26 protein-coding genes are annotated in these 25,708 nt (G+C 74.1%); 14 read left to right on the top strand and 12 right to left on the bottom strand.

The window, feature by feature from the left end; translation table 11 throughout:
* On the top strand, window positions 1-411 hold the full coding sequence (locus ACZ3HQ_RS23085; protein WP_467513645.1) for a hypothetical protein: 411 nt from the start codon (window positions 1-3) through the stop codon (window positions 409-411).
* Here ACZ3HQ_RS23085 and ACZ3HQ_RS23080 read toward each other — a convergent pair.
* Window positions 326-1,210, bottom strand: a complete 885-nt coding sequence (locus tag ACZ3HQ_RS23080) for a DUF4184 family protein (RefSeq protein WP_467513643.1) — start codon at window positions 1,208-1,210, stop codon at window positions 326-328. The two genes, ACZ3HQ_RS23085 and ACZ3HQ_RS23080, sit on opposite strands and share 86 nt — an antisense overlap.
* A gap of 312 nt (window positions 1,211-1,522) precedes the next feature.
* On the opposite strand from ACZ3HQ_RS23080, the gene ACZ3HQ_RS23075 reads away from it, so the two are divergent.
* Window positions 1,523-3,283 (top strand): lytic murein transglycosylase, encoded by a 1,761-nt coding sequence (locus tag ACZ3HQ_RS23075; protein WP_467513641.1) that lies wholly within the window; start codon window positions 1,523-1,525, stop codon window positions 3,281-3,283.
* Between the two features lie 6 nt (window positions 3,284-3,289).
* Here ACZ3HQ_RS23075 and ACZ3HQ_RS23070 read toward each other — a convergent pair whose 3' ends face one another.
* Window positions 3,290-5,968 carry an ATP-dependent RNA helicase gene (locus ACZ3HQ_RS23070; RefSeq protein WP_467513639.1) on the bottom strand — a complete coding sequence of 893 codons (2,679 nt, stop codon included), beginning with the start codon at window positions 5,966-5,968 and terminating at the stop codon, window positions 3,290-3,292.
* Window positions 5,969-6,002: 34 nt separating this feature from the next.
* On the bottom strand, window positions 6,003-6,839 hold the full coding sequence (locus ACZ3HQ_RS23065; RefSeq protein ID WP_467514167.1) for a class I SAM-dependent methyltransferase: 837 nt from the start codon (window positions 6,837-6,839) through the stop codon (window positions 6,003-6,005).
* A gap of 372 nt (window positions 6,840-7,211) precedes the next feature.
* On the opposite strand from ACZ3HQ_RS23065, the gene rpsA reads away from it, so the two are divergent.
* From rpsA to ACZ3HQ_RS23045, 4 genes are all read left to right on the top strand, one after another.
* Window positions 7,212-8,717, top strand: coding sequence for a 30S ribosomal protein S1 (rpsA, locus tag ACZ3HQ_RS23060; RefSeq protein WP_135785464.1), 1,506 nt, complete (start codon window positions 7,212-7,214; stop codon window positions 8,715-8,717).
* 229 nt (window positions 8,718-8,946) lie between these two features.
* Window positions 8,947-9,885: a PAC2 family protein gene (locus ACZ3HQ_RS23055; RefSeq protein WP_467513637.1), complete on the top strand. Its 939-nt coding sequence runs from the start codon at window positions 8,947-8,949 to the stop codon at window positions 9,883-9,885.
* A 32-nt stretch (window positions 9,886-9,917) separates the two neighbouring features.
* Window positions 9,918-10,535 carry a dephospho-CoA kinase gene (gene coaE / locus ACZ3HQ_RS23050; protein WP_467513635.1) on the top strand — a complete coding sequence of 206 codons (618 nt, stop codon included), beginning with the start codon at window positions 9,918-9,920 and terminating at the stop codon, window positions 10,533-10,535.
* 50 nt (window positions 10,536-10,585) lie between these two features.
* Window positions 10,586-10,966 (top strand): tetratricopeptide repeat protein, encoded by a 381-nt coding sequence (locus ACZ3HQ_RS23045; RefSeq protein WP_161187201.1) that lies wholly within the window; start codon window positions 10,586-10,588, stop codon window positions 10,964-10,966.
* Between the two features lie 10 nt (window positions 10,967-10,976).
* Here ACZ3HQ_RS23045 and ACZ3HQ_RS23040 read toward each other — a convergent pair whose 3' ends face one another.
* Window positions 10,977-11,303, bottom strand: a complete 327-nt coding sequence (locus ACZ3HQ_RS23040) for a DUF6343 family protein (RefSeq protein ID WP_467513633.1) — start codon at window positions 11,301-11,303, stop codon at window positions 10,977-10,979.
* Window positions 11,304-11,431: 128 nt separating this feature from the next.
* On the opposite strand from ACZ3HQ_RS23040, the gene ACZ3HQ_RS23035 reads away from it, so the two are divergent.
* The gene (locus ACZ3HQ_RS23035) at window positions 11,432-12,115 is read left to right on the top strand and encodes a class I SAM-dependent methyltransferase (protein ID WP_467513631.1); all 684 of its coding nucleotides are present in this window, start codon (window positions 11,432-11,434) and stop codon (window positions 12,113-12,115) included.
* Between the two features lie 43 nt (window positions 12,116-12,158).
* Here ACZ3HQ_RS23035 and ACZ3HQ_RS23030 read toward each other — a convergent pair whose 3' ends face one another.
* The gene (locus tag ACZ3HQ_RS23030; RefSeq protein ID WP_467513629.1) at window positions 12,159-12,698 is read right to left on the bottom strand and encodes an RNA-binding S4 domain-containing protein; all 540 of its coding nucleotides are present in this window, start codon (window positions 12,696-12,698) and stop codon (window positions 12,159-12,161) included.
* A gap of 307 nt (window positions 12,699-13,005) precedes the next feature.
* Here ACZ3HQ_RS23030 and ACZ3HQ_RS23025 point away from each other — a divergent pair, with 307 nt between their 5' ends.
* Complete coding sequence (locus ACZ3HQ_RS23025) at window positions 13,006-13,704, top strand: uracil-DNA glycosylase (RefSeq protein ID WP_467513627.1); 699 nt, start codon at window positions 13,006-13,008, stop codon at window positions 13,702-13,704.
* Here the strand turns inward: ACZ3HQ_RS23025 and ACZ3HQ_RS23020 are convergent.
* Window positions 13,701-14,150, bottom strand: coding sequence for a GNAT family N-acetyltransferase (locus tag ACZ3HQ_RS23020; RefSeq protein ID WP_467513625.1), 450 nt, complete (start codon window positions 14,148-14,150; stop codon window positions 13,701-13,703). The genes ACZ3HQ_RS23025 and ACZ3HQ_RS23020 overlap by 4 nt on opposite strands.
* Window positions 14,147-14,557 carry a RidA family protein gene (locus ACZ3HQ_RS23015; protein WP_467513623.1) on the bottom strand — a complete coding sequence of 137 codons (411 nt, stop codon included), beginning with the start codon at window positions 14,555-14,557 and terminating at the stop codon, window positions 14,147-14,149. Before ACZ3HQ_RS23015 ends, ACZ3HQ_RS23020 begins: the two co-directional genes overlap by 4 nt.
* Window positions 14,558-14,651: 94 nt before the next feature.
* Between ACZ3HQ_RS23015 and ACZ3HQ_RS23010 the strand changes: the two genes are divergently transcribed.
* From ACZ3HQ_RS23010 to ACZ3HQ_RS22995, 4 genes are all read left to right on the top strand, one after another.
* Window positions 14,652-15,473 carry a nucleotidyltransferase domain-containing protein gene (locus ACZ3HQ_RS23010; RefSeq protein WP_467513621.1) on the top strand — a complete coding sequence of 274 codons (822 nt, stop codon included), beginning with the start codon at window positions 14,652-14,654 and terminating at the stop codon, window positions 15,471-15,473.
* A 55-nt stretch (window positions 15,474-15,528) separates the two neighbouring features.
* The gene (locus tag ACZ3HQ_RS23005; RefSeq protein WP_467513619.1) at window positions 15,529-17,379 is read left to right on the top strand and encodes an FUSC family protein; all 1,851 of its coding nucleotides are present in this window, start codon (window positions 15,529-15,531) and stop codon (window positions 17,377-17,379) included.
* Between the two features lie 93 nt (window positions 17,380-17,472).
* Entirely contained in the window at window positions 17,473-18,117 is a 645-nt protein-coding gene (locus tag ACZ3HQ_RS23000; RefSeq protein WP_467513617.1) for a DUF899 domain-containing protein, read from the top strand.
* 185 nt (window positions 18,118-18,302) lie between these two features.
* The gene (locus ACZ3HQ_RS22995) at window positions 18,303-18,479 is read left to right on the top strand and encodes a hypothetical protein (RefSeq protein ID WP_350904823.1); all 177 of its coding nucleotides are present in this window, start codon (window positions 18,303-18,305) and stop codon (window positions 18,477-18,479) included.
* A gap of 19 nt (window positions 18,480-18,498) precedes the next feature.
* Here ACZ3HQ_RS22995 and ACZ3HQ_RS22990 read toward each other — a convergent pair whose 3' ends face one another.
* From ACZ3HQ_RS22990 to ACZ3HQ_RS22980, 3 genes are all read right to left on the bottom strand, one after another.
* The gene (locus tag ACZ3HQ_RS22990) at window positions 18,499-20,361 is read right to left on the bottom strand and encodes an ABC transporter ATP-binding protein (protein ID WP_467514166.1); all 1,863 of its coding nucleotides are present in this window, start codon (window positions 20,359-20,361) and stop codon (window positions 18,499-18,501) included.
* Window positions 20,362-20,605: 244 nt separating this feature from the next.
* Window positions 20,606-21,028, bottom strand: coding sequence for a hypothetical protein (locus ACZ3HQ_RS22985; protein WP_467513615.1), 423 nt, complete (start codon window positions 21,026-21,028; stop codon window positions 20,606-20,608).
* Window positions 21,025-21,720: an ATP-binding protein gene (locus ACZ3HQ_RS22980; protein ID WP_467513613.1), complete on the bottom strand. Its 696-nt coding sequence runs from the start codon at window positions 21,718-21,720 to the stop codon at window positions 21,025-21,027. The genes ACZ3HQ_RS22985 and ACZ3HQ_RS22980 overlap by 4 nt, the downstream gene beginning before the upstream one ends.
* A gap of 239 nt (window positions 21,721-21,959) precedes the next feature.
* Between ACZ3HQ_RS22980 and ACZ3HQ_RS22975 the strand changes: the two genes are divergently transcribed.
* Together ACZ3HQ_RS22975 and ACZ3HQ_RS22970 are read left to right on the top strand one after the other, a co-directional pair.
* The gene (locus ACZ3HQ_RS22975; RefSeq protein ID WP_467513611.1) at window positions 21,960-22,820 is read left to right on the top strand and encodes a helix-turn-helix domain-containing protein; all 861 of its coding nucleotides are present in this window, start codon (window positions 21,960-21,962) and stop codon (window positions 22,818-22,820) included.
* Complete coding sequence (locus tag ACZ3HQ_RS22970) at window positions 22,821-23,075, top strand: DUF397 domain-containing protein (RefSeq protein ID WP_030809830.1); 255 nt, start codon at window positions 22,821-22,823, stop codon at window positions 23,073-23,075.
* A gap of 94 nt (window positions 23,076-23,169) precedes the next feature.
* Here the strand turns inward: ACZ3HQ_RS22970 and ACZ3HQ_RS22965 are convergent, their stop codons facing one another.
* Together ACZ3HQ_RS22965 and ACZ3HQ_RS22960 are read right to left on the bottom strand one after the other, a co-directional pair.
* Complete coding sequence (locus tag ACZ3HQ_RS22965) at window positions 23,170-24,657, bottom strand: glutamate synthase subunit beta (protein WP_467513609.1); 1,488 nt, start codon at window positions 24,655-24,657, stop codon at window positions 23,170-23,172.
* A gap of 267 nt (window positions 24,658-24,924) precedes the next feature.
* On the bottom strand, window positions 24,925-25,686 hold the full coding sequence (locus ACZ3HQ_RS22960) for a DUF2293 domain-containing protein (protein ID WP_467513607.1): 762 nt from the start codon (window positions 25,684-25,686) through the stop codon (window positions 24,925-24,927).
* Window positions 25,687-25,708: the final 22 nt, after the last annotated feature.

The raw sequence follows: 25,708 nt of genomic DNA, 5'->3' as shown, positions 1-25,708 counted from the left end.
ATGGGTATACGCATGCTTCACCGCCTGAGGCCCGCCCCGCGGCACGGCAGTACGGAGCGTACGGACACCGGCCCGGCGCCCGAGGCGTCCGGGACGGCCGTACCCGTCGTCGCGGCCGGTGCCAGCGCCGCCCGCCACCCCGCGCACCCGCTGACCCGGGTCCGCCGCGCGGGCGCGGCAACCCGCCGGGCCCTGGCCGCCGTGGCCCGTCGCCTCCCCGACCGGCACGCCTGTGCCGACCTCGCGCGCGGCTACCTCGCGCTGCTGCTGACCCACCTGCCGAAGGCCCGCCCCCGGCACACGCTCACCGTGTTCGTGGCCTCCCTCACCGACCGCCCCGCTCCCTCGGCCCCGCGCCGACCGTCGCGCCCCGCGACACCGGGTCCCCGGCCGGGACGGAAGCGGGCGTAGCACCGCCGGGCCGCCACACCCGTAGCGCGCCCGCGTACAGCACCACACCGAGCAGCAGGCCCGCGCCCGCGCCGAAGCACACCGTGGGCACCAGCTCCCAGGGCCGGGCGACCGCGCCCCAGTACGCCCACCAGCGCACCGCCCGCACTGCCGCCGCACCCAGCGCGCAGCCGGCCAGCAGGAGCAGCGCCCAGCACCGGTCCCGTACGGAGAGCAGCGGCACGCCCACCGGGTCCCCGGCCGGGGCCGACCGGACCGCCCGCACCAGGAAGACGGTGATCCCGACGGCGGCCAGGGCCGACGTGCCGTACTGGAGCCACTGGAAGAGGGGAATTCCGGCCATGGCGCTGGCGAGCGCCGGGACCAGTTCGGTGCCCCAGCGGTCGTGGTGGGTGAAGGCGTCCCACACCACGTGGGTGAGCCCGCCGAGCACCGCCGAGACGTACCACCACAGCGCCAGGGACGCCCTCACCCGCGCGCGGGGCGCCCCGCAGCGCAGCAGGGCGGCGGGCCTCGGCTGCCAGGACCCAGGGAGCAGCGCCACCAGCGGCTCGCGCACCAGCAGCCAGAGCGCCACCAGCGCCCAGGAGATCAGCACGTCCACGGTGAGCACACCGCTGAAGGAGTGCGTGACCGTCCCGAACTCCATCGCCTCCGGGTGGACGCTGGCCGCGTAATAGGTCAGGTCCGGCGCGAAGGAGCCCGCGACGAGCACCGCGGGGACCAGCGGCCCGCGCCCGGTCCCGTCCCGGCGGACGGCGGGCAGTACGGCCGCGGCATGGCTGAGCGTGAACGGCAAAGGGGCCTCCTGGAACGGCCGGCACAGGCCGCACCGGTGATCGCGCGCCCAGTATGCGTGATCCGCCCGCACCGGCCGCGCGAGCGACGGGAGTCGGCCAAGTCCGGAAAACGCGGCCGCCACGGGTGCCTTGAGGCAGGGGAGTTGACGTAGGGTCGGCCGGGGCGCATCTGTCGTGCACACGGTCAGGTGACCCACCACACATGCCTCAGTGCGGCACACCGGGCAACCGCGGTACCGGCTCGGCCGTCACACCTTCAGTCGGACAGGCGCAGACGGACGCCGAGGGCGTCCACGGGAGGGGTTCACTCTATGGCGGCGCACAAGGGCAGGCGGCTGCGCAAGGGAGCGGCGACGACCGCGGCGGCCGCCTTGGCGGTGGCGGCACTCTCCGCGTCCCAGGCACCGGGCGCGACCGGCGCCCCCGACACCCTCCAGGCCAACGCGGGCCAGAGCAGCCCCGCGCCGGAGATGTCGGCGGACGGCAACGCCACCGGCAACTCCCCGTACTACACGGACCTTCCGCCGCTCAAGAGCCCCGTGCCGAGCCCGTCCTCGACGATCGGCACGCCCGTCTCGCGGGGCGAGGGCGAGGCGGGCATCCCCGCGACCGTCCTGGACGCCTACCAGAAGGCCGCGGCCGAACTCCGCGCCGCCAAGCCCGGCTGCAACCTGCCCTGGCAACTCCTCGCCGCCATCGGCAAGGTGGAGTCCGGCCAGGCCAGAGGCGGCCGCGTGCGTGCCGACGGCACCACCATCAGCCCGATCATCGGCCCCCAGCTCGACGGCAACGGCTTCGCCCTCATCAAGGACACCGACCACGGTGCCTATGACGGCAACAGCTCCTACGACCAGGCCATCGGCCCGATGCAGTTCATCCCGTCCACCTGGGCGTGGGCGGGGCGCGACGGCAACGGCGACGGCAAGGCCGACCCGAACAACGTCTACGACGCGGCCCTCGCCGCGGGCCACTACCTGTGCCGCAACGGCTGGGACCTCTCCACGTCACGCGACCTGCACCGCGCGATCCTCAGCTACAACAACTCCACCGATTACCTCAACCTGGTGCTGAGCTGGGTGGATTACTACCGCAAGGGCACCCACTCGGTCCCGGACGGCTCCGGCGGCGTCCCCGGCCACCGCAGCGACGACGACCTCCCGCGTACGAGCATGCCCGCCACTCCCGGCAGGGCCGAGCCGAAGCCCTCGAAGCCGGCAAAGCCCGCCAAGCCCTCGAAGCCGGCCAACCCGCCCAAGGAGAGCCCGAGTCCGGACCCGGGCACGCCCGGCAGCGCCTCGCCCGAGCCCACCCCGCCGGGCGGGACGCCCACCCCGTCCGACACGGTGGACCACCTCGTCTCCCCCGACCTGGACGGCACCGAGCTGACCGCCACGGCCGGGGACGCCTTCGAGCGGCGGATCGGCGCCCGCGCGGTGACCAAGGACGGCAAGTCCGTGGCCAAGATCCGGGTGCGGTTCACCATCAGCGGCGACACCGACGCCACCTTCACCGGCGGCGAGCGCGTGGCCACCATCGCCACCGACACCAAGGGCATCGCGCTCGCCCCGCAGCTCCTCGCTGGGGAGAAGGCCGGCACCTTCACGGTCAGCGGCGTGGTCGTCGGGCATGCGGCCAAGGGCGTCGGCTACACCGCCACCGTCACCCCGCGCCCCGCCGACAAGCTGGTCCGCACCTCCGACACCGCCCTGACCTGCACGCCGGGCGGCGAGTTCGCCGGACAGATCCAGGTGAAGGCGACGTACAAGGGCGCCCCGGCGGCCAAGGTCGGCGCCACCGCCACCCTGGTCAAGTCCGCGGCCGACCCCGCCGCGAACATCGCCGGGCCCTACTTCAAGGACGCGAACGGCCAGCCCGTCCGCACCCTCACCGGGCTCACCACCGACGCGAACGGCCTGGTCACGCTGCCCAAGCTGTACGCCGACCTGTTCAGCGGCACCTACCTGCTCCGCGTCACCACGCCGGGCGGCGGGAGCGTCACCGTCGAACTGAAGGTGTCGGCCGCGGCAAGCGCCTCCGCCAGCCCGTCGCCGAGCCCCTCGGCCGGCTCCTGAGGTCCTTCACCGCCTGAGCCGGGCCGTCGTGTGACGGGTCGGCTCGGCGGTGGCCGGGTCCTCGGGCCAGGGATGCTTCGGGTACCGCCCGCGCAGCTCGGCCCGGACCGCCCGGTAGCCGTCCCGCCAGAACGAGGCGAGGTCCGCCGTCACGGCGGCGGGCCGCCCGGCGGGCGACAGCAGATGCACCAGCAGCGGCACCCCGGCCACCTCCGGGGTCTGCCGCAGCCCGAACATCTCCTGCAACTTCACGGCCAGCACCGGCCGTTCGGGGTCGCTGTAGTCGACCCGCACCCGTGACCCGCTCGGTACGGCGATCCGCTCCGGTGCCAGCTCGTCCAACCGGGCCGCCTCCCCGCCCGCCCACGGCAACAGCCGCGTCAGCGCCTGCCCCGCGTCGATCCGCCCCAGGTCCGCCCGGCGCCGGGCCCGCCCCAACTCCGGCTCCAGCCAGTCGTCCACGCGGGCCGGCAGCGCCTCCTCGGACACGTCCGGCCACGGCTCCCCGAGCCGCGCGCGCAGGAACGCCAGCCGCTGCCGCAGGAGTTGACCGTGCTCGGTCCACCTCAGCAGCCCCAGCCCCTCCCGCTCCAGCCCCTCGACCAGGGCGGCCCGCACCAGCGCGGAGTCCGGCCGCGCCAGGGACCGTACGGCCAGCTCGACGGCCCCCAGCCGCTCCACCCGCCGCGCCACGACATCCCCGTCGGCCCACCGCACCTCCTCCCGCTCCTCCCACAACGAACCGGCAGCCGCCCGGGCGACCTCCTCCCGCACAGCGGCCCCCAGCCGCACCCGCCCATGCCCCTTGCCCGCCGGCCGATCGGCCACGGCCACCACGATCCAGGGCGCTCCCCGCAACGCCGACCCCTCCGCCAGCTCCACCCGAGTCCCGGACACCATCAGATACGACCCCCCGTCCAACCGGGCGACCCGCTCGGGGAAGGCGAGCGCGGCGACCTGACCGACGGCGGCCTCGTCACCGGACAGGCCGACGGCGGAGCCGGACGCCCCGGGGGAGGCCGAGCGGGAGTCGCCGTCCCATGAGGCCGCCTGGTCCGGGCCGCTTGGCCGGGCCGGACCGTCGCCGGCCGGCCGGGGCCCGCGGCCCGCCGTGGCCTCACCGCTCGGCTCGGCGTGCCGCGCCTGCTCGTCCATGGGGCTCTCGGCGTCGGCCGATCCCGCCGCAGGCCCCGCCGCACGCCCCGTAGCCCCCCGCAGCCGGTGTACCTCCGCCGCCCACCGCCCCGCGTACGCGTCCCCGCCGCGGCGGGCTCGGCGCAGGGCTCCGGCCAGGTCGTCGCCGTAGTCGCGGGGGACCTCCTCCGACAGGAGGGCGACAGTCTCAGCGGCGGGGGCCGGTGCGTCCAGGAGGGCTCGGCCGAGGCGGGGGTGGAGGCCGAGGCGGGAGAGGCGGGTGCCCCGGGGGGTGGCGCGGCCGGTGGGGTCGACGGCGCCCACGGCCGTCAGGACGTCGCGGGCCGCCGCCATCGCGCCGGCGGGCGGCGGGTCCAGCAGGGCGAGGCCGGTGGCGTCCGGGTCGCCCCAGCAGGCCGCCTGGAGGGCGAAGGCAGTCAGGTCGGCGACCTTGATCTCCGGGGCCGGGAAGGCCGCTAGGCGGGAGTCCTCGGCGCTGTCCCAGCAGCGGTAGACCACGCCGGGTGCCTCGCGCCCGGCCCGGCCCGCCCGCTGGGCACCGGCCGCGCGGGACGCCCGTACCGTGGCCAGGCCGCTCAGGCCCCGCGCGTGGTCCACGCGGGGCTCCCGCGCGAGCCCCGAGTCGACCACGACCCGGACGCCCGGCACGGTGAGGGAGGACTCGGCCACGGAGGTCGCCAGGACCACCCGGCGCCGTTCGCCGGCGGAGAGCACCGCGTCCTGCACGGCGGCGGGGGCGCGGCCGTGCACCTGGAGCACGTCGATGTCCGGAAGCGGCCCCAACTGACCTGCCACGCGGGCGATCTCGCCCACGCCGGGCAGGAAGCACAGCACGTCACCGGACTGCTCGGCGAGGGCCCGCCGTACGACGGAGGCCACGTGCGCGAGGAGCGCCGGGTCCACCCGCATCCCGTGCGGCGGCCGTACCGGACGCGCGGGCGGCGCCCAGACCACGTCCACGGGGTACGACACCCCGGCCGCCTCCACCACCGGCGCACCGCCGAGCAGCCGGGCCCAGCCCCCCGCGTCGGTGGTCGCGGAGGCGGCCACCAGGCGGAGGTCGGGCCGGAGGGTCCCGCGTACGTCCCAGAGGAAGGCGGCGGCCGTGTCCGCGTCGAGATGCCGTTCGTGGCACTCGTCCAGGACGACCACGTCGACACCGGCCAGCTCCTGGTCCCGCTGGAGCCGCTGAAGAAGGACGCCGGTGGTCACGACCTCCACGCGGGTGTGGGGCCCCACCACACGTTCGCCGCGCACGGTGTGGCCGACGCTGACGCCAGGCTTCTCACCCAGCAGCCACGCCATCCGCCGGGCGGCGGCCCGCGCCGCGATCCGGCGGGGCTCGGCCACCACGACCCGCCGCGCCGGACCCCCGCCGACCAGCCCGGCCAGCACCAGCGGCACGAGCGTCGTCTTGCCGGTACCGGGCGGCGCCACCAGTACGGCCGTGCCCTCCCCCTCCAGCGCGGCGGTCAGGTCGGGCAGGGCGGAGCGCACGGGCAGCGCGTCGAGGGCGTCGTCACGGATCACGCCCCCAGTGTCGTACGCCGGGCCGCGGGGCCCGTCAGTCCCGTTCGCAGACGAAGATCGCGGTGCCGGGGATCAGGTTGCCGCGCAGCGGGGACCAGCCGCCCCACTCGGAGGTGTTCCAGGCCGGCCACTCCGGCTCCACCAGGTCCACCAGCCGGAACCCGGAGGACACGATGTCCCGCACCCGGTCACCGATCGTGCGGTGGTGCTCCACATAGACGGCGTGCCCGTCGTCGCCCTGCTCCACATAAGGAGTGCGGTCGAAGTAGGACGACGCCACCGACAACCCCTCCGGACCCGGCTCGTCCGGGAACGCCCAGCGGACCGGATGCGTCACCGAGAACACCAGCCGGCCGCCCGGCCGCAGCACCCGCCGCACCTCGCGCAGCACCAGCCGGGGATCGGCCACGAACGGCAGCGCCCCGTACGCCGAGCACACCACGTCGAAGGAGGCGTCCGCGAAGGGCAGCGCGCCCGCGTCCGCGCACACCAGCGGGAACGCCGCGCCGATGCGCAGCGCGTGCTGGAGCTGCCGGTGGGAGAGGTCGAGCGCGACCGGCCGGGCCCCCTGGGCGGCCAGCCAGCGCGCGCACTGCGCCGCGCCCGCGCCGATCTCCAGCACGTCCCGGCCCTTCAGCTCCTCCGCCGGGCCGAGCAGCTCGGCCTCCACCTCGTCCAGCCCCTCCGGGCACCAGACGAAGCGGTCGTCACCGAGGAAGGTGCCGTGCTCGATCTGGTACTCGTCGGCGTTCCGGTCCCACCAGCCGCGGTTGGCCCTGCTGCTCTCCGCGACCCCCGCGTCACGTCGGGTGGCTTCCGGCTCGGATTCCTCCGGCCCCTCCGGCTCGTGCGTCTCAGGCTCTTGGATGATCGGCTCCCTCGTCGTACTCTTCCGTCCAACCGGCCCGCCGGACGCGTGTCACGGAAGGGATCGCGCGGTCTGCCGCGCCCAGTTGGGACGATTCTTCCGCCGGGTATGCGGCGATCCGTCGGCGGTGTGCGCCTTCGCGCATTGACCCTGCCCGGCTGCCCCCGTATGCTACAAGTTGCGCTGCGGGCCTGCGCACCTCAGACGTAGCAGGTCGCGCTCGCATCTGTATGTATCCCTCGGTTCTCGAGGCGCCACCGGGCACCCGGTGCTTATGTGGCGCTTCCTTGGCTGTCCGGCTTCTGCAGAGCGAAACGGGCTCCCGGCGTAAGCAGTACCTACGACTTCAATGTCCGTACCGGAGCCCTTTCCCACATGACGAGCAGCACCGAGACCACCGCCACCACCCCGCAGGTTGCGGTCAACGACATCGGTAACGAGGAAGCCTTCCTCGCCGCGATCGACGAGACGATCAAGTACTTCAACGACGGCGACATCGTCGACGGCGTCATCGTGAAGGTCGACCGGGACGAGGTCCTGCTCGACATCGGTTACAAGACCGAAGGTGTCATCCCGAGCCGCGAGCTCTCGATCAAGCACGACGTCGACCCGAACGAGGTCGTCAAGGTCGGCGACGAGATCGAGGCCCTGGTTCTCCAGAAGGAGGACAAGGAAGGCCGCCTGATCCTCTCGAAGAAGCGCGCCCAGTACGAGCGCGCCTGGGGCACCATCGAGAAGATCAAGGAAGAGGACGGCATCGTCACCGGTACCGTCATCGAGGTCGTCAAGGGTGGTCTCATCCTCGACATCGGCCTCCGTGGCTTCCTGCCGGCTTCCCTCGTCGAGATGCGCCGTGTCCGCGACCTCCAGCCCTACGTGGGCAAGGAGCTCGAGGCCAAGATCATCGAGCTGGACAAGAACCGCAACAACGTGGTCCTGTCCCGCCGTGCCTGGCTGGAGCAGACCCAGTCCGAGGTCCGCCAGACGTTCCTCACGACCCTCCAGAAGGGTCAGGTCCGCTCCGGCGTCGTGTCCTCCATCGTCAACTTCGGTGCCTTCGTGGACCTGGGTGGCGTCGACGGTCTGGTGCACGTCTCCGAGCTGTCCTGGAAGCACATCGACCACCCGTCCGAGGTTGTCGAGGTCGGCCAGGAAGTCACCGTCGAGGTCCTCGACGTGGACATGGACCGCGAGCGCGTCTCCCTGTCGCTGAAGGCGACCCAGGAAGACCCGTGGCAGCAGTTCGCCCGCACCCACCAGATCGGCCAGGTCGTGCCCGGCAAGGTCACGAAGCTGGTTCCGTTCGGTGCGTTCGTCCGCGTGGACGAGGGCATCGAGGGTCTGGTCCACATCTCCGAGCTGGCCGAGCGCCACGTGGAGATCCCGGAGCAGGTCGTCCAGGTCAACGACGAGATCTTCGTCAAGGTCATCGACATCGACCTCGAGCGTCGCCGCATCAGCCTCTCGCTGAAGCAGGCCAACGAGGCCTTCGGTGCCGACCCGGCGTCGGTCGAGTTCGACCCGACCCTGTACGGCATGGCCGCGTCCTACGACGACCAGGGCAACTACATCTACCCCGAGGGCTTCGACCCCGAGACCAACGACTGGCTCGAGGGCTACGAGACCCAGCGCGAGGCGTGGGAGGGCCAGTACGCCGAGGCGCAGCAGCGCTTCGAGCAGCACCAGGCCCAGGTCATCAAGTCCCGCGAGGCGGACGAGAAGGCCGCTGCCGAGGGTGGCGACGTCGCGGGTGCCGCTCCGGCCGCGTCCGGTGGCGGCGGCGGTTCGTACTCCTCCGAGGGTGCGGACACCTCCGGTGCCCTTGCTTCGGACGAGGCGCTTGCCGCGCTGCGTGAGAAGCTGGCGGGCGGCCAGAGCTGATCGCTCACCGCTGAGGTTTAGCCGGTATTAAGGCTGAGGGACTCGTACCTTTCGGGGTGCGGGTCCCTCAGGCGTTTCTGGTGCGTTGTCAGGTGCGGGCTGTGGGAGCTGAGCGCGCAGTTCCCCGCGCCCCTTTGGGGAGTCGCAGCCGGACTCTGTTCGATGATCTTGGGAATGCTCTGTTGCTTCTTGGTGTTGGGTCATTTGGACACTAGGAGGGGCGGTCATCGTGGTTGATCCGCAGGGTTTGTTCGCTTGGGAGTCGAAGGGTCTGGCCGTGGTGGACATGGCGCTGGCCCAGGAGTCGGCCGGGCTGGTCATGCTCTACCACTTCGACGGGTACATCGACGCGGGAGAGACGGGCGACCAGATCGTCGAGCGTGTCCTCGACACGCTGCCGCACCAGGTCGTGGCCCGGTTCGACCACGACCGGCTGGTGGACTACCGCGCCCGCCGTCCGCTGCTGACCTTCCAGCGGGACAGTTGGACCGACTACGAGGTGCCGGCCATCGAGGTCCGCCTCGTGCAGGACGCCACCGGCGCGCCGTTCCTGGTGCTGTCCGGGCCGGAACCCGATGTGGAGTGGGAGCGGTTCGCGCTCGCCGTCCAGCAGATCGTGGAGCGGCTCGGCGTCCGGCTTTCCGTCAACTTCCACGGCATCCCGATGGGCGTGCCGCACACCCGTCCCGTGGGCCTCACCCCGCACGGCAACCGCACCGACCTCGTGCCCGGACACCGCAGCCCCTTCGAGGAGGCCCAGGTGCCGGGCAGCGCGGCCGCGCTGGTGGAGTACCGGCTCAGCGAGGCCGGGCACGACGTCCTGGGGGTCGCCGCGCACGTCCCGCACTACCTGGCCCGCTCCGCGTACCCGGACGCCGCGCTGACCGTGCTGGAGGCGATCACCGCCGCCACCGGCCTCGTCCTGCCCGGCGTCGCCCATGGCCTGCGCACGGAGGCCCACCGCACCCAGACCGAGATCGACCGCCAGATCCGCGAGGGCGACGAGGAACTGACCTCCCTCATCCAGGGCCTTGAGCACCAGTACGACGCGGCCGCCGGCGCCGAGACCCGCGGCAACATGCTCGCCGAGCCCGTGGACATCCCCTCCGCCGACGAGATCGGCCGCGAGTTCGAGCGGTTCCTCGCGGAGCGGGAGGGCGAGGCGTAAGCCTCCTGGCAGAGGGGTCTAGGCTGCGCGGCATGTTGAAAGTGGGGCTGACCGGCGGTATCGGGGCCGGCAAGAGTGAGGTGTCGCGGCTGCTCGTGGAGCACGGGGCCGTGCTGATCGACGCGGACCGGATCGCGCGGGAGGTCGTCGCGCCGGGGACGCCGGGGCTTGCGGCCGTGGTGGAGGCGTTCGGGCCGGAGATCCTCGCCGGGGACGGCTCGCTGGACCGGCCCCGGCTCGGGTCCATCGTCTTCGCCGACCCCGAGAAGCTGGCCGTCCTCAACTCGATCGTGCACCCCCTGGTGGGCGAGCGGTCCCGTGAGCTGGAGAGCGCGGCGAGCGCCGACGCCGTTGTCCTGCACGACGTACCGCTCCTCACGGAGAACGGGCTGGCGCCGCTGTACGACCTCGTGATCGTCGTGGACGCCAGCCCCGAGACCCAGCTCGACCGGCTGGTCCGGCTGCGCGGGACGACCGAGGAGGACGCCCGCGCCCGCATGGCCGCCCAGGCGAGCCGCGAGCAGCGCCGGGAGATCGCCGACATCGTGATCGACAACGACGTGCCGCTGGACGCGCTGGAGAAGCGGGTCGCGGAGGTGTGGGCCGAGCTGACCCGGCGCGCGGTCGCGCGAAGCGGTGGCGCGGAATAGCCGTTCGGTTCCGAGGCGTTGGAACGGCGGAGTGAGGGAAGGACTTCGCCGTGCCCGAGATCAATGGTTCCGCCGGACGTACGCCGGAGACGGATGTCATCGACTTCCGCGCCGCCGAGCACCTGCTCGACGCGCGGGACCCCCGGGGCGCGGTGAAACTGCTCGACGAAGTGATCGCCGCCCACCCCGAGAACACCGCCGCCCGGCTGCTGCGGGCGCGCGCCTTCTTCGCCGCCGCCCAACTGCGGCCCGCCGAGCTGGAGTTCACGGTCGTGCTGGAGCGCGAGCCGGACAACGCCTTCGCCCACTTCGCGCTGGGCCGCACCTACGAGCGACAGGGCCGGTCCGGTCAGGCCCGGCGCCACTTCCGGCTGGCCGCCGCGCTGGACCCCAACCCGGACTATCTGCGAGCGGCCCGCTTCGACTCCTGAGCCCTGTGGTTCAGGGGTGGTGGTGCCGGGGCGCGGGCAGCCGGTGGAAGCCCCGCCGCCGCCTCGGCCGTACCGCCGTCTCGTCGTGCACCGGCTCGTACGGGGGTACGTCCCGGCCGGGCTGGTAGTGCGGGCCCTGGCGCAGATGGCGGACGACCAGGACCAGGTCGACCGTGACCACCAGCCACAGCACGGCACAGGCGACCGCCCAGCCGGTCCGTCCGGTGAGGGCGAAGGCCACGGTGCCGAAGACGGTCCAGGCGAACCCCCACACGCTCAGCCACAGCCGCGCCCGCAGCGCACTGCGCGCGGTCGTCGGTTCACTGCCGGTACGCATCCGATCACCGCCTCTCTGGCAACGTACTCCGGTTCCCGGACCGGTGTGAATTGACTCGAACGAGTGGTTCGGAGCGGGACGGGAACGGCCGAGCGAAGATCGTCCGTTCTTCCGGCATGACAGTCGAGATGCGTGAAGGACATCAGGGCACCGGCCCCGGAGCGATCACCCCGGACGGCTGCGCGGTCGAGCTGTACGCCCGCTTCCCGGCGGGCGACGAACCGGACGTCATCGCCGCGGCCGTGCCCGCCGGGGCGCACATCCTGGAGCTGGGCAGCGGTGCGGGCCGGATCACCCATGAGCTGCTGGAGCGCGGCTTCCGGGTGACGGCGGTGGACGAGTCCGCCGAGATGCTGGAGCGGGTGCGCGGCGCGGAGCGCACCATATGCACGCCGATCGAGGACCTGGACCTGGCCGAGCGGTTCGACGTGGTCCTGCTCGGTTCGTTCCTGGTGCACACCGCCGACCCGGCGCTGCGCCACGCCCTGCTGGACGCCTGCGCCCGCCATGTGACCCCGGACGGGTGCGTGCTCATCCAGCGGGAGGGCGCGGACTACCACGAGAACGTGCCGCGGGAGCGCGTCGACCCCCGTGGGTTCACCGTCCGGATCGCCTCGGTGGAACCGGTCGGGGACGGGGTCGACTCGGTGCGGGCCGAGTACACCTTCCCGGACGCCACCTGGACCCAGACCTTCCGCAGCAGGCCCCTGACGAAGGAGCGGTTCGAGGCCGCGCTGGCGGAGGCGGGGCTGAGAGTGGACGCCGAGCTGACCGACGACGGGACATGGGTGAGGGCGGTGCCGGTGAGCTGAGAGGTCTGAGGGGTTCGAGGGGGGCGGTCCGGGGTGCCGTGGTTCAGGGGCCCGGCCGGTGCCTGGTTTCGGGGGCAGCGGGAGCGTCCGGCGCGCCCAGCCCGCGCAGGCGTTCCAGCTCGCGGCGGTCCCGCTTGGTGGGGCGGCCGGCGCCCCGGTCGCGGATGCCGATGGGGGCGACCGCCTCTCGGGGCGGGGGAGGAGGCGAGTTGTCGATGTAGCACTGAGCGGCCACCGGCGCGCCGACTCGCTTGCGGATCAGCCGCTTCACGATCACCACGCGCTCCCGGCCCTCGTGCCGCAGCCGCACCTCGTCACCCACCCGCACGGAGTACGCGGGCTTCACCCGGTCCCCGTTCACATGGACATGGCCGCCCCGGCACGCGGTGGCGGCCAGCGAACGCGTCTTGACCAGGCGCACCGCCCAGATCCAACTGTCGATCCGCACGGTCTCCCCGGCGGCGAGCCCCGCGGCCTCGGCGGCGGCCACCGCGGCGGCGGTACCGGAGTCGGGCGCCGGTGCCCCGGAGGCGGCGGCTCCCCGGGTCTCGTCGGCGGCCGGGTCCTGTGAAGCGAGTGCCATGCTGCCGACCCTAACGCTCCGCCCCGCCGGGCCGGTACGGCGTTTCCCACCACTCCCACGCCCCGGCCCGGAAGCGGCCCGCGCACCCCGGAGGCTGTTGCCGAGGCGGGGCCGGACTTCGCCGGGGTGTCCCGCGCGGTCGTCGTCACCGCTTGGCCGGCGTCCAGCGGCCGGCTGAACCTCTGGGTGCCGACCACCGCCGTCACCATGGGTGTGGCCGCTGCCGGCCGTGCTGTTCGCGCTGAGCTGCGGGTTCCTCGCGCTGGGAGCGGCATTCACCGGACCGGACCGGTCTACCGTGAAGGGCATGGACGACAGCGGTGGCCTCGCCAGGCTCGACCGGCGCGTGAGCGAGTGCCGGGCCTGCCCGCGCCTGGTGGAGTGGCGCGAGGAGGTGGCCCGTACCAAGCGGGCCGCGTTCGCGGACTGGACGTACTGGGGGCGCCCGGTACCCGGCTACGGCCCTGCCGACGCCCGCCTCGCCATCATCGGGCTGGCCCCCGCCGCGCACGGCGGCAACCGCACCGGACGCATGTTCACCGGCGACCGCTCCGGCGACGTGCTCTACCAGGCCCTCTACGACCTGGGCCTCGCCTCCCAGCCGACCTCGGTCGCCCTCGACGACGGGCTGGAACTGTACGGCGTCCGGGTCACCGCGCCCGTGCACTGCGCCCCGCCCGCCAACAAGCCGACGCCCGGCGAGCGCGACACCTGCCGGCCCTGGCTGGTCCAGGAGCTGAAGCTGCTCCGGCCGACGCTCCGGGCCGTCGTCGTGCTCGGCGCCTTCGGCTGGCAGGCGGCGCTGCCCGCGCTCGCCGAGGCGGGCTGGACCGTACCCCGTCCCCGCCCCGCCTTCGGCCACGGCACCCACGTCCCGCTGGAGGGCGGCCTCGACCTCTTCGGCTGCTTCCACGTCAGCCAGCGCAACACCTTCACCGGCCGCCTCACCCCGGAGATGCTCCGGGAGACCCTGCGGACGGCGGCGGAGGCGGCGGGTCTGCGCTAGCGGGGCTGCCAGACGTACCGCACGTCCGGTTCCCGCTCCTCGTTGGCGCCGTCGGTGCGCTCGACGGCGACGAAGCCGTGGCGCTCGTAGAAGCGGTGGGCGGGTTTGTTCACCTGGAACGTCCACAGCGTCAGCCCGGTCGGTACGCGCTCCTTGGCCAGCGCGACGAACCGGTCGCCGAGGCCGCGTCCGCGATGGGCGGGGTCCAGGTAGAGCTGGGACAGCAGGCTCCCGTCGAGCACCATCACGCCGACGATCGCGCCGTCCTCCGCCTCGGCCACCCAGGTCTCGCGCAGCGGGATCACCACGTCGCGGAAGTAGGCGCGGACCTCGTCGTCCGACCGGGGGCGGACGACCGTGGGCAGGGCGGCGGCGAAGGAGCGCAGCCAGACGTCGGCCGTGGCGGGGGCGTCCGCCGGGGCGGCCCGGCGCAGCAGGACCGTCACTCGCCCGTCTCCGGGATCACGGCCGTGGCGGTGATCTCCACCAGTTGGCCGGTGTAGCCGAGGCACGCGACCCCGAGCAGGGTGGAGGAGTGCGGGCCCTTGCTCAGCCCGGACGCCTCCACCACCTCCCACACCGAGGAGAGCACCGAGGGCTGGTCGCTCACCACGTACACCTCGGTCCCCAGGACGTGCTCCAGATCGCTGCCCACGGCCCGCAACTGCTCCCGCAGGTTGGCGATCACCTGCCCGGCCTGGGCCACCGGGTCGCCCGGCCCGACCAGTTCGCCCCGTTCGTCCAGCGGGACCGCGCCCGCGAGGAAGGCGAGCCGGGTGCCCGCCTCCACCACGGAGGCGTGGGAGTAGGCCGGCGGCGGGAAGAGACCGGGGACGGTGACACGGCGGATCATGGCGGCTCCCTCGATGCGCGGGCGGACGACCGCCCATCATTGGACGCCCGGAGCCGTCCGCGCATCCGAATAACGACGACAGAAAGCAGCCGCCGTGCCCGCCCTCTCCGACGCCGACTTCCTCTCCGCCACCGCCGACCGCCTCGCCGGGCTGCCCACCGTGCGGGCCGTCGCGCTCGGCGGGTCGCGGGCCCAGGGCACCCACACCGAGGACAGCGACTGGGACCTCGCCGTGTACTACCGGGGCGGCTTCGACCCCGCCGACCTGCGCGCCCTCGGCTGGGAGGGCGAGGTGTCCGAGGTCGGCGGCTGGGGCGGCGGGGTGTTCAACGGCGGGGCGTGGCTCAGCGTCGACGGGCGCCGGGTCGACGTCCACTACCGGGATCTCGGCACCGTCGAGCACGAGCTGGCCGAGGCGGAGGAGGGCCGCTTCCGGGTCGAGCCCCTGCTGTTCCACCTCGCCGGGATTCCCACGTATCTGATCGTCGCCGAACTGGCCGTCAACCAGGTGCTGCGCGGCACCCTGCCCCGACCCGCCGCCTACCCGGACGCGCTGCGCCGTACCGCCCCCGAGCGCTGGTGGGGCACCGCCCGCGCCACCCTCGGCTACGCCCGCGCCGGCCACGCCCCGCACGGCCGGCTCACCGAGGTCGCCGGTGCCCTCGCCATCGCCGCCGCCCAGGCCGCACACGCGGTGCTGGCCGAGCGCGGGGAGTGGATCACCAACGAGAAGCGGCTGCTGGAGCGTGCGGGACTGCGCCGCATCGACGAGGTGACCGCCGCCCTCACGCCCGAGACCCTCATCGGCGCGGTGACCGAGGCGGAGAAGATCCTGCTCACGCCACCAGGGCATCTTTCACCTCCCCGAAACCCGGGCGTCGCATCCTCCGCAGCGCCACGCTCTACCCTGGAGTGATCCCACTCGGCCACCGTCGTCCGAAGGCCCCCGCCCTCGCACGAACAGGAGCCCCGTGTCGCGCCCCGCCGTCCGGTCACTTCCGCCCTGGCTCGCCCACGCCTTCCGCGCCCAGCGCGGCCCGGTGCCCTGGAGCGCGGTGCTCAGGGGCGCCCTCGCCGCCGGACCGCTGCTGGTCGCCGGGATGCTCGCCGGACTGACCGCCGAGGGCGTCCTCGCCGCGATCGGCGCGATGCTCGCCGGGATCAACGACCGCCCCGGCGGCCGCCGCGCCTCCGTCGGACGCCTCGACATCCCCGCACTGGCCGGCGCCCTCGGCCTGCTCGCCGGCACCTACGGCGGACAGCACCTCTCCGCCGTACCGCTCACCCTCGCCCTGACCGTGCTGGGCCTGCTGGCGGGTTCCATCAGCGCAGTCGGCCCGGTCGCCTCGGCGGCCGGCACCCAGCTCCTCGTCACCGCCGCCGTCGGCGCGGGCACCCCCGCCGGACCGCCCGCCTGGCAGGGCGCCCTCGCCTTCCTCGCCGGAGCGCTCTGGCTGCTCCTGCTCCGCCTCGCCCTGCCCACCCCCGGCTCGCTCGCGGGCGACTTCCGCTTCGACGGCGAACGCCAGGCGGTGGCCGACGTGTACGACGCCGTCGCCGCCCTGCTCGACGCGGCCGGCACCGACACCGCGCCCGCCCGCCGGGCCGCGCTCACCGCCGCCCTCGACCACGCGCAGGACGCCCTCACCGGGCCCCGGCTGCGCCGTCACGCCGCCTCCGCCGCCGAACGGCGCCTGCACGCCCAGTACCGGGCCGCGCTGCCCCTGGCCGAAGCCGCCACCGCGCTCGCCTGGGCCGGTGACCCGCTCTGCGGACGAGCCTCGGCGGGCCCCCGCAGGCTCGCCGCCGCCGTCCGCGACAACACCGCCGCCGGACCGCTGCCCGCCCCCACCCGCGCCGCGCCCGCCCTGCGCGCCCTCGACGACGCCCTGCTGCGCGCCGCCGAGGCGTTCGACCGTGCCGGCGACGCCCGCCACCTCACCCTCGGCCGACGCGGCGGGACACGCGACGCGCTGCGGGCCATGTTCGGCACGGCGGGCCGCGAGTACGGGCTGCGCGTCGCCCTCTGCTTCGGCGCCGGAGCAGGCATCGCTCAGGCGCTCCACCACACCGGCTGGTACGGCAGCCACCCGCACTGGTACTGGCTGCCGCTCACCGCCGTCTTCCTGGTCAAGCCCGATCTCGGCCCGCTGGTCTCCCGCGTGCTGTGCCGGGCCGCCGGGACCGTGCTGGGCGCGCTGGTGTTCGCCGCCCTGGCCGCGCTGCTGCCCCACCCGGCCGGGCTGATCGTGCTGGTCACGGTGTGCGGTGCGCTGCTGCCCGTCTCCACCCGGCACTTCGCCGCGCTGACCGCCGTCGTCACCGTGCTCGTGCTCGCCCTGATCATGGTCGGCGGGGAACCGCAGGCGTGCCTCGGCCGGATCGCGGAGACCATGGTGGCCTGCGCGCTCGTCCTGATCGTCGGCCACCTCCCGATGCCGGGCCGTCACGGCGCCGGGGTCCGGGCCCGGCTGGCCGCCGCCGGGGGCGCCGCGCACGCCTACCTCGTGCACGTCCTCGCCGAGACCGGCGACCACGCCGAACGCTGGGCGCTGCGCCGCGAGGCGTACCGCGCGCTCGCCGAGGCCCGTACCGCCATCGCCGTCTCCGCCGCCGAACTGCCCGCCCTGGCCCGGCACACGCAGGGCACCGACCAGGTGGCCGCCGTGCTGGAACGGCTCGTCGACACCACCACCGCCTGCGCGGTCCACCTGGACGACACCGGCCGCCTCACCCCCCGCCACACCGGCCAACTCCAGTCAGCGCTCAGGGAACTGGAGGCCGGCGGCCGGGACTGGACCGGGCTCGGCACGGCCGCGTAGCGACTGCCCGGAAAAAAAAGTCCGCCGCACGCCGATGAGTTGTGCCCCCGTCCACGGTCAGCACCCCGAACGGACCGTCGGACAGGAGGGCTCATGTCGTTTCCGGAGATCGTCAGCCGTGAACGGTGGCGGGCGGCGCGCGAGGAGTTACGGCGCAAGGAGCAGGCCGTCGAGCGGGCACGGGCGGCGCTCGGCGAGGAACGGCGGCGGCTGCCCATGGCCGAGGTCACCGAGGAGTACGTCTTCGAGGGCGGCGACGGCAAAGCCACCCTGCTCGACCTGTTCGGGGACCGCGCCCAGCTCGTCGTCCACCACTTCATGTTCGCGCCGGAGCAGGAGGCCGGCTGCCCCTGCTGCGCGGCCTTCCTCGACCAGCTCGGCCCCCTCGCCCACCTCCGCGCCCGTGACACCGCCTTCGCGGCCGTCTCGCTCGCGCCCTTCACCCGCCTGCTGCCCTTCAAGGCGCGGATGGGCTGGACCGTGCCCTGGTACTCCTCCTGCCACAGCGACTTCAACCGCGACTTCGAGGCGACCGTGGACCGCGCCGGCGCCCCCGCCGAACGCCCCGGCCTGAGCTGCTTCCTGCGCGACGGCGACCGCGTCTTCCACACCTACTCGGTGTACGACGACGCCCTGGACGGCATCGGCGCCCTCTCCGGCCTGCTCGACCTCACCGCCCTCGGACGCCACCCGCACGGCGACGGCCGGCTCCGCCTGCACGACGAGTACGACCACTGACCGGCCGGCGTCGTTCCGTGTCCGTCCGGGCACCGAACGCGGCCGCCGCTGTCGTGCGGTGAGCGGACGTACACGTTCGGCTGTGAACCGGTGTCGGCTATGTCTCAGTGTCGTCACCGGGCGAGGCGATCACCCCCTCCAGCGCGTTGACTTCGGTAAGCACGACGCATGACTGGAGGTGCGAGATGGTGATTGGGCGGACCGTGCTCGAACGCTTTCCCGCAGGCGGCCCGCGCGGCTCATGGCCCGCGGAGGAGTTCGCGCACGCGCGACGGCAGGAAGGGATGCCGGTCGAGGTCGTGATGGATCTGGCGACCGACACCTTCCTGGTGATCCTGCGCGGTGCGGACGGCGTGGACTGACTTTCTGAACGGGCCCGGCTCAGCCGGGCTTCGGCGCGGGGACGGGGGCGGTGAACTGCCCGGCCTGGAGCGCGTACAGCTCCGCGTACACCCCGCCCCGCGCGAGCAGCTCCTCCGGGCTGCCGGACTCCACCAGCCGGCCGCGCTCCAGCACGTGCACCAGATCCGCGTGCCGGACCGAGGCGAGCCGGTGCGTGATCAGTACGACCGTCTGACCGCTGCCCGCCAGCGCCCGGATCTTCTCGAACACCGCCAGCTCGGCCCGCGCGTCCAGCGCTGCCGTCGGCTCGTCCACGATCAGGATGCCGCCCCGCCGGTAGGCGGCCCGCGCGATTCCGAGCCGCTGCCACTGGCCCCCCGACAACTCGTGGCCGCCGGTGAAGTTCCGGGCCAGCAGGGTGTCCAGCCCGCGCGGCAGACCCGCGACCACCTCCTCGGCACCGGCCTCCGCGACCGCCGCCGCCAGCCGCTCCTCGGTCAGCGGCACGGAGGAACGGCCCACCGCCACATTGACCCGCGCGGTGAACGGCCACCGCTTGAAGTCCTGCGCCACCATCGCCACCCGCTCGGCCAGCAGCCGCCGGTCCGCCCGCGCCGCGTCCACCCCGTCCCACAGCACCCGCCCCCGGTCCGGCGCGTACAGGCCGGCGAGCAGCTTGACCAGGGTCGTCTTGCCCGAACCGTTCTCGCCGACCAGCGCGATGATCCGGCCCATGGGCAGGCTGAGGCTCACCCCGTCCAGCGCGGGCCGCGCCGACTCACCCGGGTAGTTGAAGGTGACGTCCTCGAACCTGATCTCCTTCGGCTCCTCCGGCAGTTCCTCCCCGCCCACCGGGATCGCCCGCTCGGCCGCCTCCACGTACAGCCGTTTCAGGTCCCCGACGAACAGCGCCTCCTCGTGCAACTGGTTGACCTCCAGCACCAGCGTGTCCAGGCTCGCCGAGCCGGTACGGATGGCGATGACCGCCGTACCCGCCACCGACAGCGCCATCGCCCCGGCCAGCAGCAGGCCGCCGAGGGTGGCGTAGGTGGCGAGCGTCGCCAGCCCCGTCCACGCGGCCGCCGCCAGCCCGGTACGGGCCGCGAGCCGGGAGAGGCGGGCCTGCTCGGCCTCCGCCGTCTCCGACATCGCCCGGTAGTGCCGCAGCAGGAACGGGCCGACCCCGTGCACCCGGATCTCCGGCGCGGCCCCCGGCTCGGTGAGCAGACTGCCGATGAGCTGCCCGGCCCGCACGTGCTGCACCCAGGTGTGGAACGACTCGTAGCGCCGCCGCGCGTTGGTCAGGGCGCTCCAGGCGCTGGGCAGCGTCATGGTGACCAGCAGCGGGAGCAGCGCGGGATGCAGCACGGTCAGCACACCGGCCGCCGCGAGCAGCGAGATCAGCGCGTTGATGACCCGCGCGCTGTAGGAGATCATGTGGCGCGCCGAGCGGGCGCCGTACTGCGCCGTGTCCAGCAGCTTGTGGAAGGCGTGGTCCTCGATCGCGGCCAGCTCCACATTGGCCGCCCGCTCCAGGTACAGCTCGGTCGCCACCCGCTCCACCTTGGGCTCCAGCCGCCCGGTGGCGTAGGTGGAGGCGGCCCGCAGCAACGCCGCGACCAGCATCGTCACGGCCATCACCGCGAGGGCGGGTACGGCGGCGCGCAGCCGGTGCTCGATGTCCGGGCCGGTGAGCAGGCTGCCGAGCGCGCTGTTGACGGCCAGCAGGCTCACCGCCTGGGCCACGCCCCGGCCCACCTCGGCGGCGAGCACGGTACGGGCCGCCCTCGAGTCCGCCTGCCGGGCCAGCTCCAGACTGGACGCCAGCATGCCGGGCAGCCGCCGCACCATCGAGCGCAGGCTCAGCTCCAGGAAGGCGTCGGCGTGTTCGTTCCACCCCATGTCGTACCGGAGGGGGCCGCCGAAGAGCAGCCGCTCCGACTCCGAGACCTCGGGGCCGTCCGGGTCCTTCGGTTCGCCTGGTCTGTTCCGTCCCCGCCGCTGCCGCCGCACCGCGGACCTCCCCGTCGCCGTGACCGAACGACCACTGTCCCCGCGGTCGCCCGGCGGGGGCAGAGCGCGAGCGGGGGCGTACGGGGGTGCGCGTGGCGGGGTGCCGCGGGAGGGTGCGCGGGGTCGTGTGCCGTCAGGCCGAGATGGGGCGGGACCAGTCCGGGGTGGTGCCCGTGACCCGGCACAGGGCCAGGTAGAGCGGGATCGGCGGGGTGTAGGGGATCGTGCCGGCCGGGCGGCGCAGCAGATGGGCGGTGCGGGGGACGGGGGCGCCGGGGGCGTACTGGGCGGGGGCGGGCCAGGGGAGCGCGTAGTCGGAGTCGGCCGGGACGAGCCACCACCAGCGGCCGCCCTCGGCGTACACACAGCCCACCCGGGGGAGTCGGGGGACGATCAGGGCGGCCAGGCGGTCGGGCATGGCGACGGCGTCGCAGCCGAGCGGCGCGGTCATGCCCTCGGGCACGGGCGGTCCGGGGAGCCGGTCGGGCGCGGGGCGGCCGCGTCCTAGCCGGACCAGCGTGTTCAGGCCGAGCGGCTGCCCGGCGGCGCCGGTCACGCCCTGCTCCAGGCTTCGGCCCGTTCGGCGGCGCGGGCGTACTGCTCCGGCACCCGGACGCGGCGGGCGGGGGCGGAGCGCACGTCCTCGCCGGGGGCGCGGGCGGGGTCGGGCTTGCCGCGCGTGCCCCAGCCGAGGTCGTGGCGGGGCTCGGTGGCGGTGCGAGTGCCGGTGCCGGTGTGCGCCGGGGTGGCGGGGTCGCCGTCCGTGGCGGGGTCGCGGTCCAGTTCGGCCCAGACCAGCAGGCCCGGCCCGTGTTCCTGGGCGCCCCAGGCCCGGCACAGCGCGGCGACGAGAAGCAATCCCCTCCCGTGCTCCTCGTCGGGCCGCTGCTGTGCCGGGTGCGGCTCGCCGGGCGCGCAGCCCTCGTCCCGCACGGCTATGCGCACCAGGCCGTCGTGGTCGGCCAGTTCGCACACCACGCGACTGCTCGCGGTGTGCACGACCGCGTTGGTGACCAGTTCGGAGACGACCAGGACCGCGCTCTCGCAGGTGTCCGCGCACACCGACCAGCCGGTCAGCCGGGTCCGCGCCAGGCGTCTGGCCTGGGCCGGAGAGCCCGGATGGGCGGCCAGCTCGAAGCGGAACCGGCGGCCGGCCCCGGCCGTTGCCGGTGCCGGTGCGACGCCGGGACGGGAACGGTCTGCGGCGGAGTCTGTTCCTAAGGGCGCGGACGGAATCACGGTTGCCACTATCTCCCCGCCGTGAACACTTGGCAAGTGTCACTCTGAAAAATGCAGAGTGCGGTATGACGCGGTGAACGGCCGTGGCACACTGCTCGCAACAGCACCTCGCGCGGCGCCAATTGGGACCCTCGCCGATCCGCCCGGATCGTCGAATGCGTCTTCGAACGGCGCCGCAGGGCTGTCGGGGTGCCTTCACCGGGTGTCCCGCCCAGGCAACCGGTATCCCTTCCGTCGGAGGTGGCAACGTGAGCGAACCGCGGTCCGCGCCGACCGTGGGTCAGGTGGTCCTCGGCCGACGCCTGCTGGACCTGCGGGAACGCGCCGGGCTCAAGCGCGAGGAAGCCGCCCGCGTCCTGCGCGTCGCCCCCGCCACCGTGCGCCGCATGGAGATGGCCGAGGTCTCCCTCAAGATCCCGTACCTCCAACTCCTGCTGAAGTCCTACGGCGTTCCGGACGACGAGGCCGAACTCTTCGTCCAGCTCGCCGAGGAGGCCAACCGGCCCGGCTGGTGGCAGCGGTTCCACGACATCCTGCCTGGCTGGTTCTCGATGTACGTCAGCCTGGAGGGCGCCGCCGCGCTCATCCGCTCCTACGAGCCGCACTTCGTCCCCGGCCTGCTCCAGACCGAGGACTACGCGCGCGGGGTGCTCAGATCCGGCGCCATCGGGCAGACCAGCCCCGACGACATCGAGCGCCACGTCGACCTCCGGATGCGCCGTCAGGAACTCCTCACCCGCCCCGACGCGCCCCGCTTCTGGGCCGTGATGGACGAGACCGCCCTGCGCCGCCCGGTCGGCGGCCCCGAGGTGATGCGCGCCCAGCTCGACAGACTGCTGGAGGCCACGACGCTGCCCGGCGTCACCCTCCAGGTGGCCCCGTTCGCCAACGGGCCGCATCCGGGCACGTACGGCCCCTTCGTACTGTTCCGGTTCGCCATGCCCGAACTCCCGGACATGGTCTACAGCGAGTACCTGACCGGCGCGGTCTACCTCGACGCGCGCTCCGAGGTGGCCACACACCTGGAGGTCATGGACCGCATGGCGGCGCAGGCCGCCACGGCACAACGCACGAAGGAGATCCTGCGGGATCTCCGCAAGGAGCTGTGAATGGATCGCATCAATCCGCGCCGCCGCGTCTACAACGGGATGCCCGCGCGGGAACTGGGCGCCGTGGGCTGGCACAAGCCCTGGAGCGGCGGCAACGGCGGCAACTGCCTGGAGGCCATGAAGCTGGCCGACGGCCGCATCGCCGTACGCCAGTCCACCGACCCGGACGGCCCCGCGCTGATATACACCACCGCCGAGATGACCGCCTTCATCGAGGGCGCGAAGGCGGGAGAGGCGGACTTCCTGCTCTCCTGAACCGCTGTCCCACTTTTTGACTCTGCGCACCACCCTTGCCCCCCGGTCCCCTCCTTCCCGGCTCCTTCCTGCTCCTCCCTGACCCGGCCGATGGCTACACCGCCATCGGCCGGTCGTACGGCGAGATCGGCGCCTCCAGCCACGACTCACCCATCAGATACCGGTCCACGGCCGCCGCCACCGCCCGGCCCTCCGCGATCGCCCACACCACGAGCGACTGACCGCGTGCCGCGTCCCCGGCCGCGAACACACCCGGCACGTTCGTGGCGAACTGCCCGTCCCGTGCGAGCGTGCCGCGCGGCTCCGTCTCCAGCCCCAACTGGTCGATGAGCCCGTCCGCGCGGTCCGGCCCGGAGAAGCCGAGCGCCAGCAGCACCAGGTCGGCGGGCAGCACCCGCTCGGTGCCCGCCACCGGCTGCCGTCCCTCGTCCACCTCCACCAGGTGCAACTCCCTCACCCGCCCCCGACCGTCCCCGGTGAACCGGAGCGTGGACGCCGCGAACAGCCGGGCGTCCGCGTCCGCCACCGGAGCGGTACGCAGTTCACCCGCCTCCTCGTGCGCGCCGGAGAGCCGGTAGAGCTTCGGGTACGTCGGCCAGGGCTCCGCCTGCGCGTCCCGCTCCCCGCCCGGCCGGGCGTAGATGTCCAACTGGGTCACGGACGCGGCGCCCTCGCGCACCGCCGTCCCCAGACAGTCGGCCCCGGTGTCCCCGCCGCCCACGATCACCACATGCCGCCCGGCCGCCGACAGGGGGTTGGCCTCCAGGTCGCCCGCGCACACCCGGTTGGCCGGCGGCAGATACTCCATGGCCTGGTGGACTCCGGCCAACTCCCGCCCCGGCACCGTCAGTTCCCGCCACGCCGTGGCCCCGGTGGCGATCACCACCGCGTCGTACCGCGAGCGCAGCTCCGGCGCCGGCACGTCCTGCCCGACCGCCGTCGACGTACGGAACCGTGTCCCCTCCGCCCGCATCTGCTCCAGGCGCCGGTCCAGGAAGCGCTTCTCCATCTTGAACTCGGGGATGCCGTACCGCATCAGCCCCCCGATGCGGTCGTCCTTCTCGTACACCGCCACGGTGTGCCCCGCCCGCGTGAGCTGCTGCGCGGCGGCCAGCCCGGTCGGGCCCGACCCGATCACCGCGACCGTCTTCCCGGACAGCCGGTCCGGCGGCCGGGGCGGCTCGAAGCCCTCCTCCCAGGCCCGCTCGGCGATCGCCCACTCCACGTTCTTGATCGTCACGGCGGGCTGGTTGATCGCCAGCACACACCCCGCCTCGCAGGGCGCCGGGCACAGCCTGCCGGTGAACTCGGGGAAGTTGTTCGTCGCGTGCAGCCGCTCGCTCGCCGCCCGCCAGTCCGACCGGGCCACCAGGTCGTTCCACTCCGGGATCAGGTTCCCCAGCGGACAGGCGTCGTGGCAGAAGGGGACCCCGCAGTCCATGCACCGGTTCGCCTGCGCGCCGACGATCGGCAGCAACGCCCCCGGCACATAGACCTCGTCCCAGTCCCGGACCCGCTCCACCACCGGCCGCCGCGGCCACTCCTGGCGCGGTGTGCTCATGAACCCCTTGGGATCGGCCATGGGCGTCTTCCTCGCGGACGTGTACCGGGGTGCGGACGTGTACCGGGGTACGGACGTGTATCGGGGCACTGGGGGTACCGCGGGCCGTGCGGCATCGGACGGGGGTCGCTCGGCGGTCACCCGGCACGGAGGCACCCCCGGCCCGGTGTCCTTCCGGCCACGATACGTCGCCGCCGACCCCCGCGCAGGGCGGCGGACGCCACCTTTCCGCACTCCGCACACCATCGGCCCGCCCCCGCGAACCACTGTTTCCTCGCGCCACTCCCGTCACTCCTCTCCCTGTGCTCGTCCCGGTTCCACCCCCTCCCGCGCGGCCGGCTCCCGCCACTCCCGCAGCACTGCCTCCACGGCCCCGGCGATCCGGCCGCGCGCCTCGCGCCGGGGCACCCCGCTCATCAGCAGCCCGTCGTACGGGGTGTCCAGATGCCGTACCGACGCCACCACCGCCGAGGTCACCGCCGCCTCCGACAGCGCCCGCCCGGCCGCGCTCCGTCCGACCCGTCCGCTGCCCCGCAGGGCCGCGTGCCCGGCGACCGCCCGCGCCCGGCCGTCCGGACAGCCGGGGAACAGCCGCCCGATCTCCGCCGCGAACCGCGCGACGAAGCGCTCGTCCTCCGCCTCCCGGCGCCGCGCGTCCCGCGCCCGGCGCCGCTCCCGGACCTCCGCGTCGGCCAGGCACCGCTCCTCCGCCCGCGCCAGCGCGGCCTCCTCCACCAGCAGGCCCTGGCGCTCGTACCGGCCACGCCGCCGCGCGAACCGCACCACCACCGCCGACAGCGCGCTCTCCTCCCGCGCCCGGCGGGTCAGGGCGGCATCCCCGCGCGGCAGGAACACCAGGTGCCCCAGATCCGCGCAGTCGAGGCAACGCGGCACCCCGTCCTCCAGCACCAGCAGCGCCAGCGGCCCCCGCCGACAAGCCGCGCAGTGCTTCCGCCGCTGCGGCTGGACCACGACCGGGCCGCCCCCGGTGTCGGGCAGCGCGGGGGAGGGGGGCTCCACGGGACGGCGTGCACCTGCGGGACGGGCCATAAGCGGTTCATTCCCCGCCACC

The sequence above is a fragment of the Streptomyces sp. NPDC018263 genome (assembly GCF_055562575.1).
This window is presented reverse-complemented; position numbering and strand designations above follow the sequence as displayed.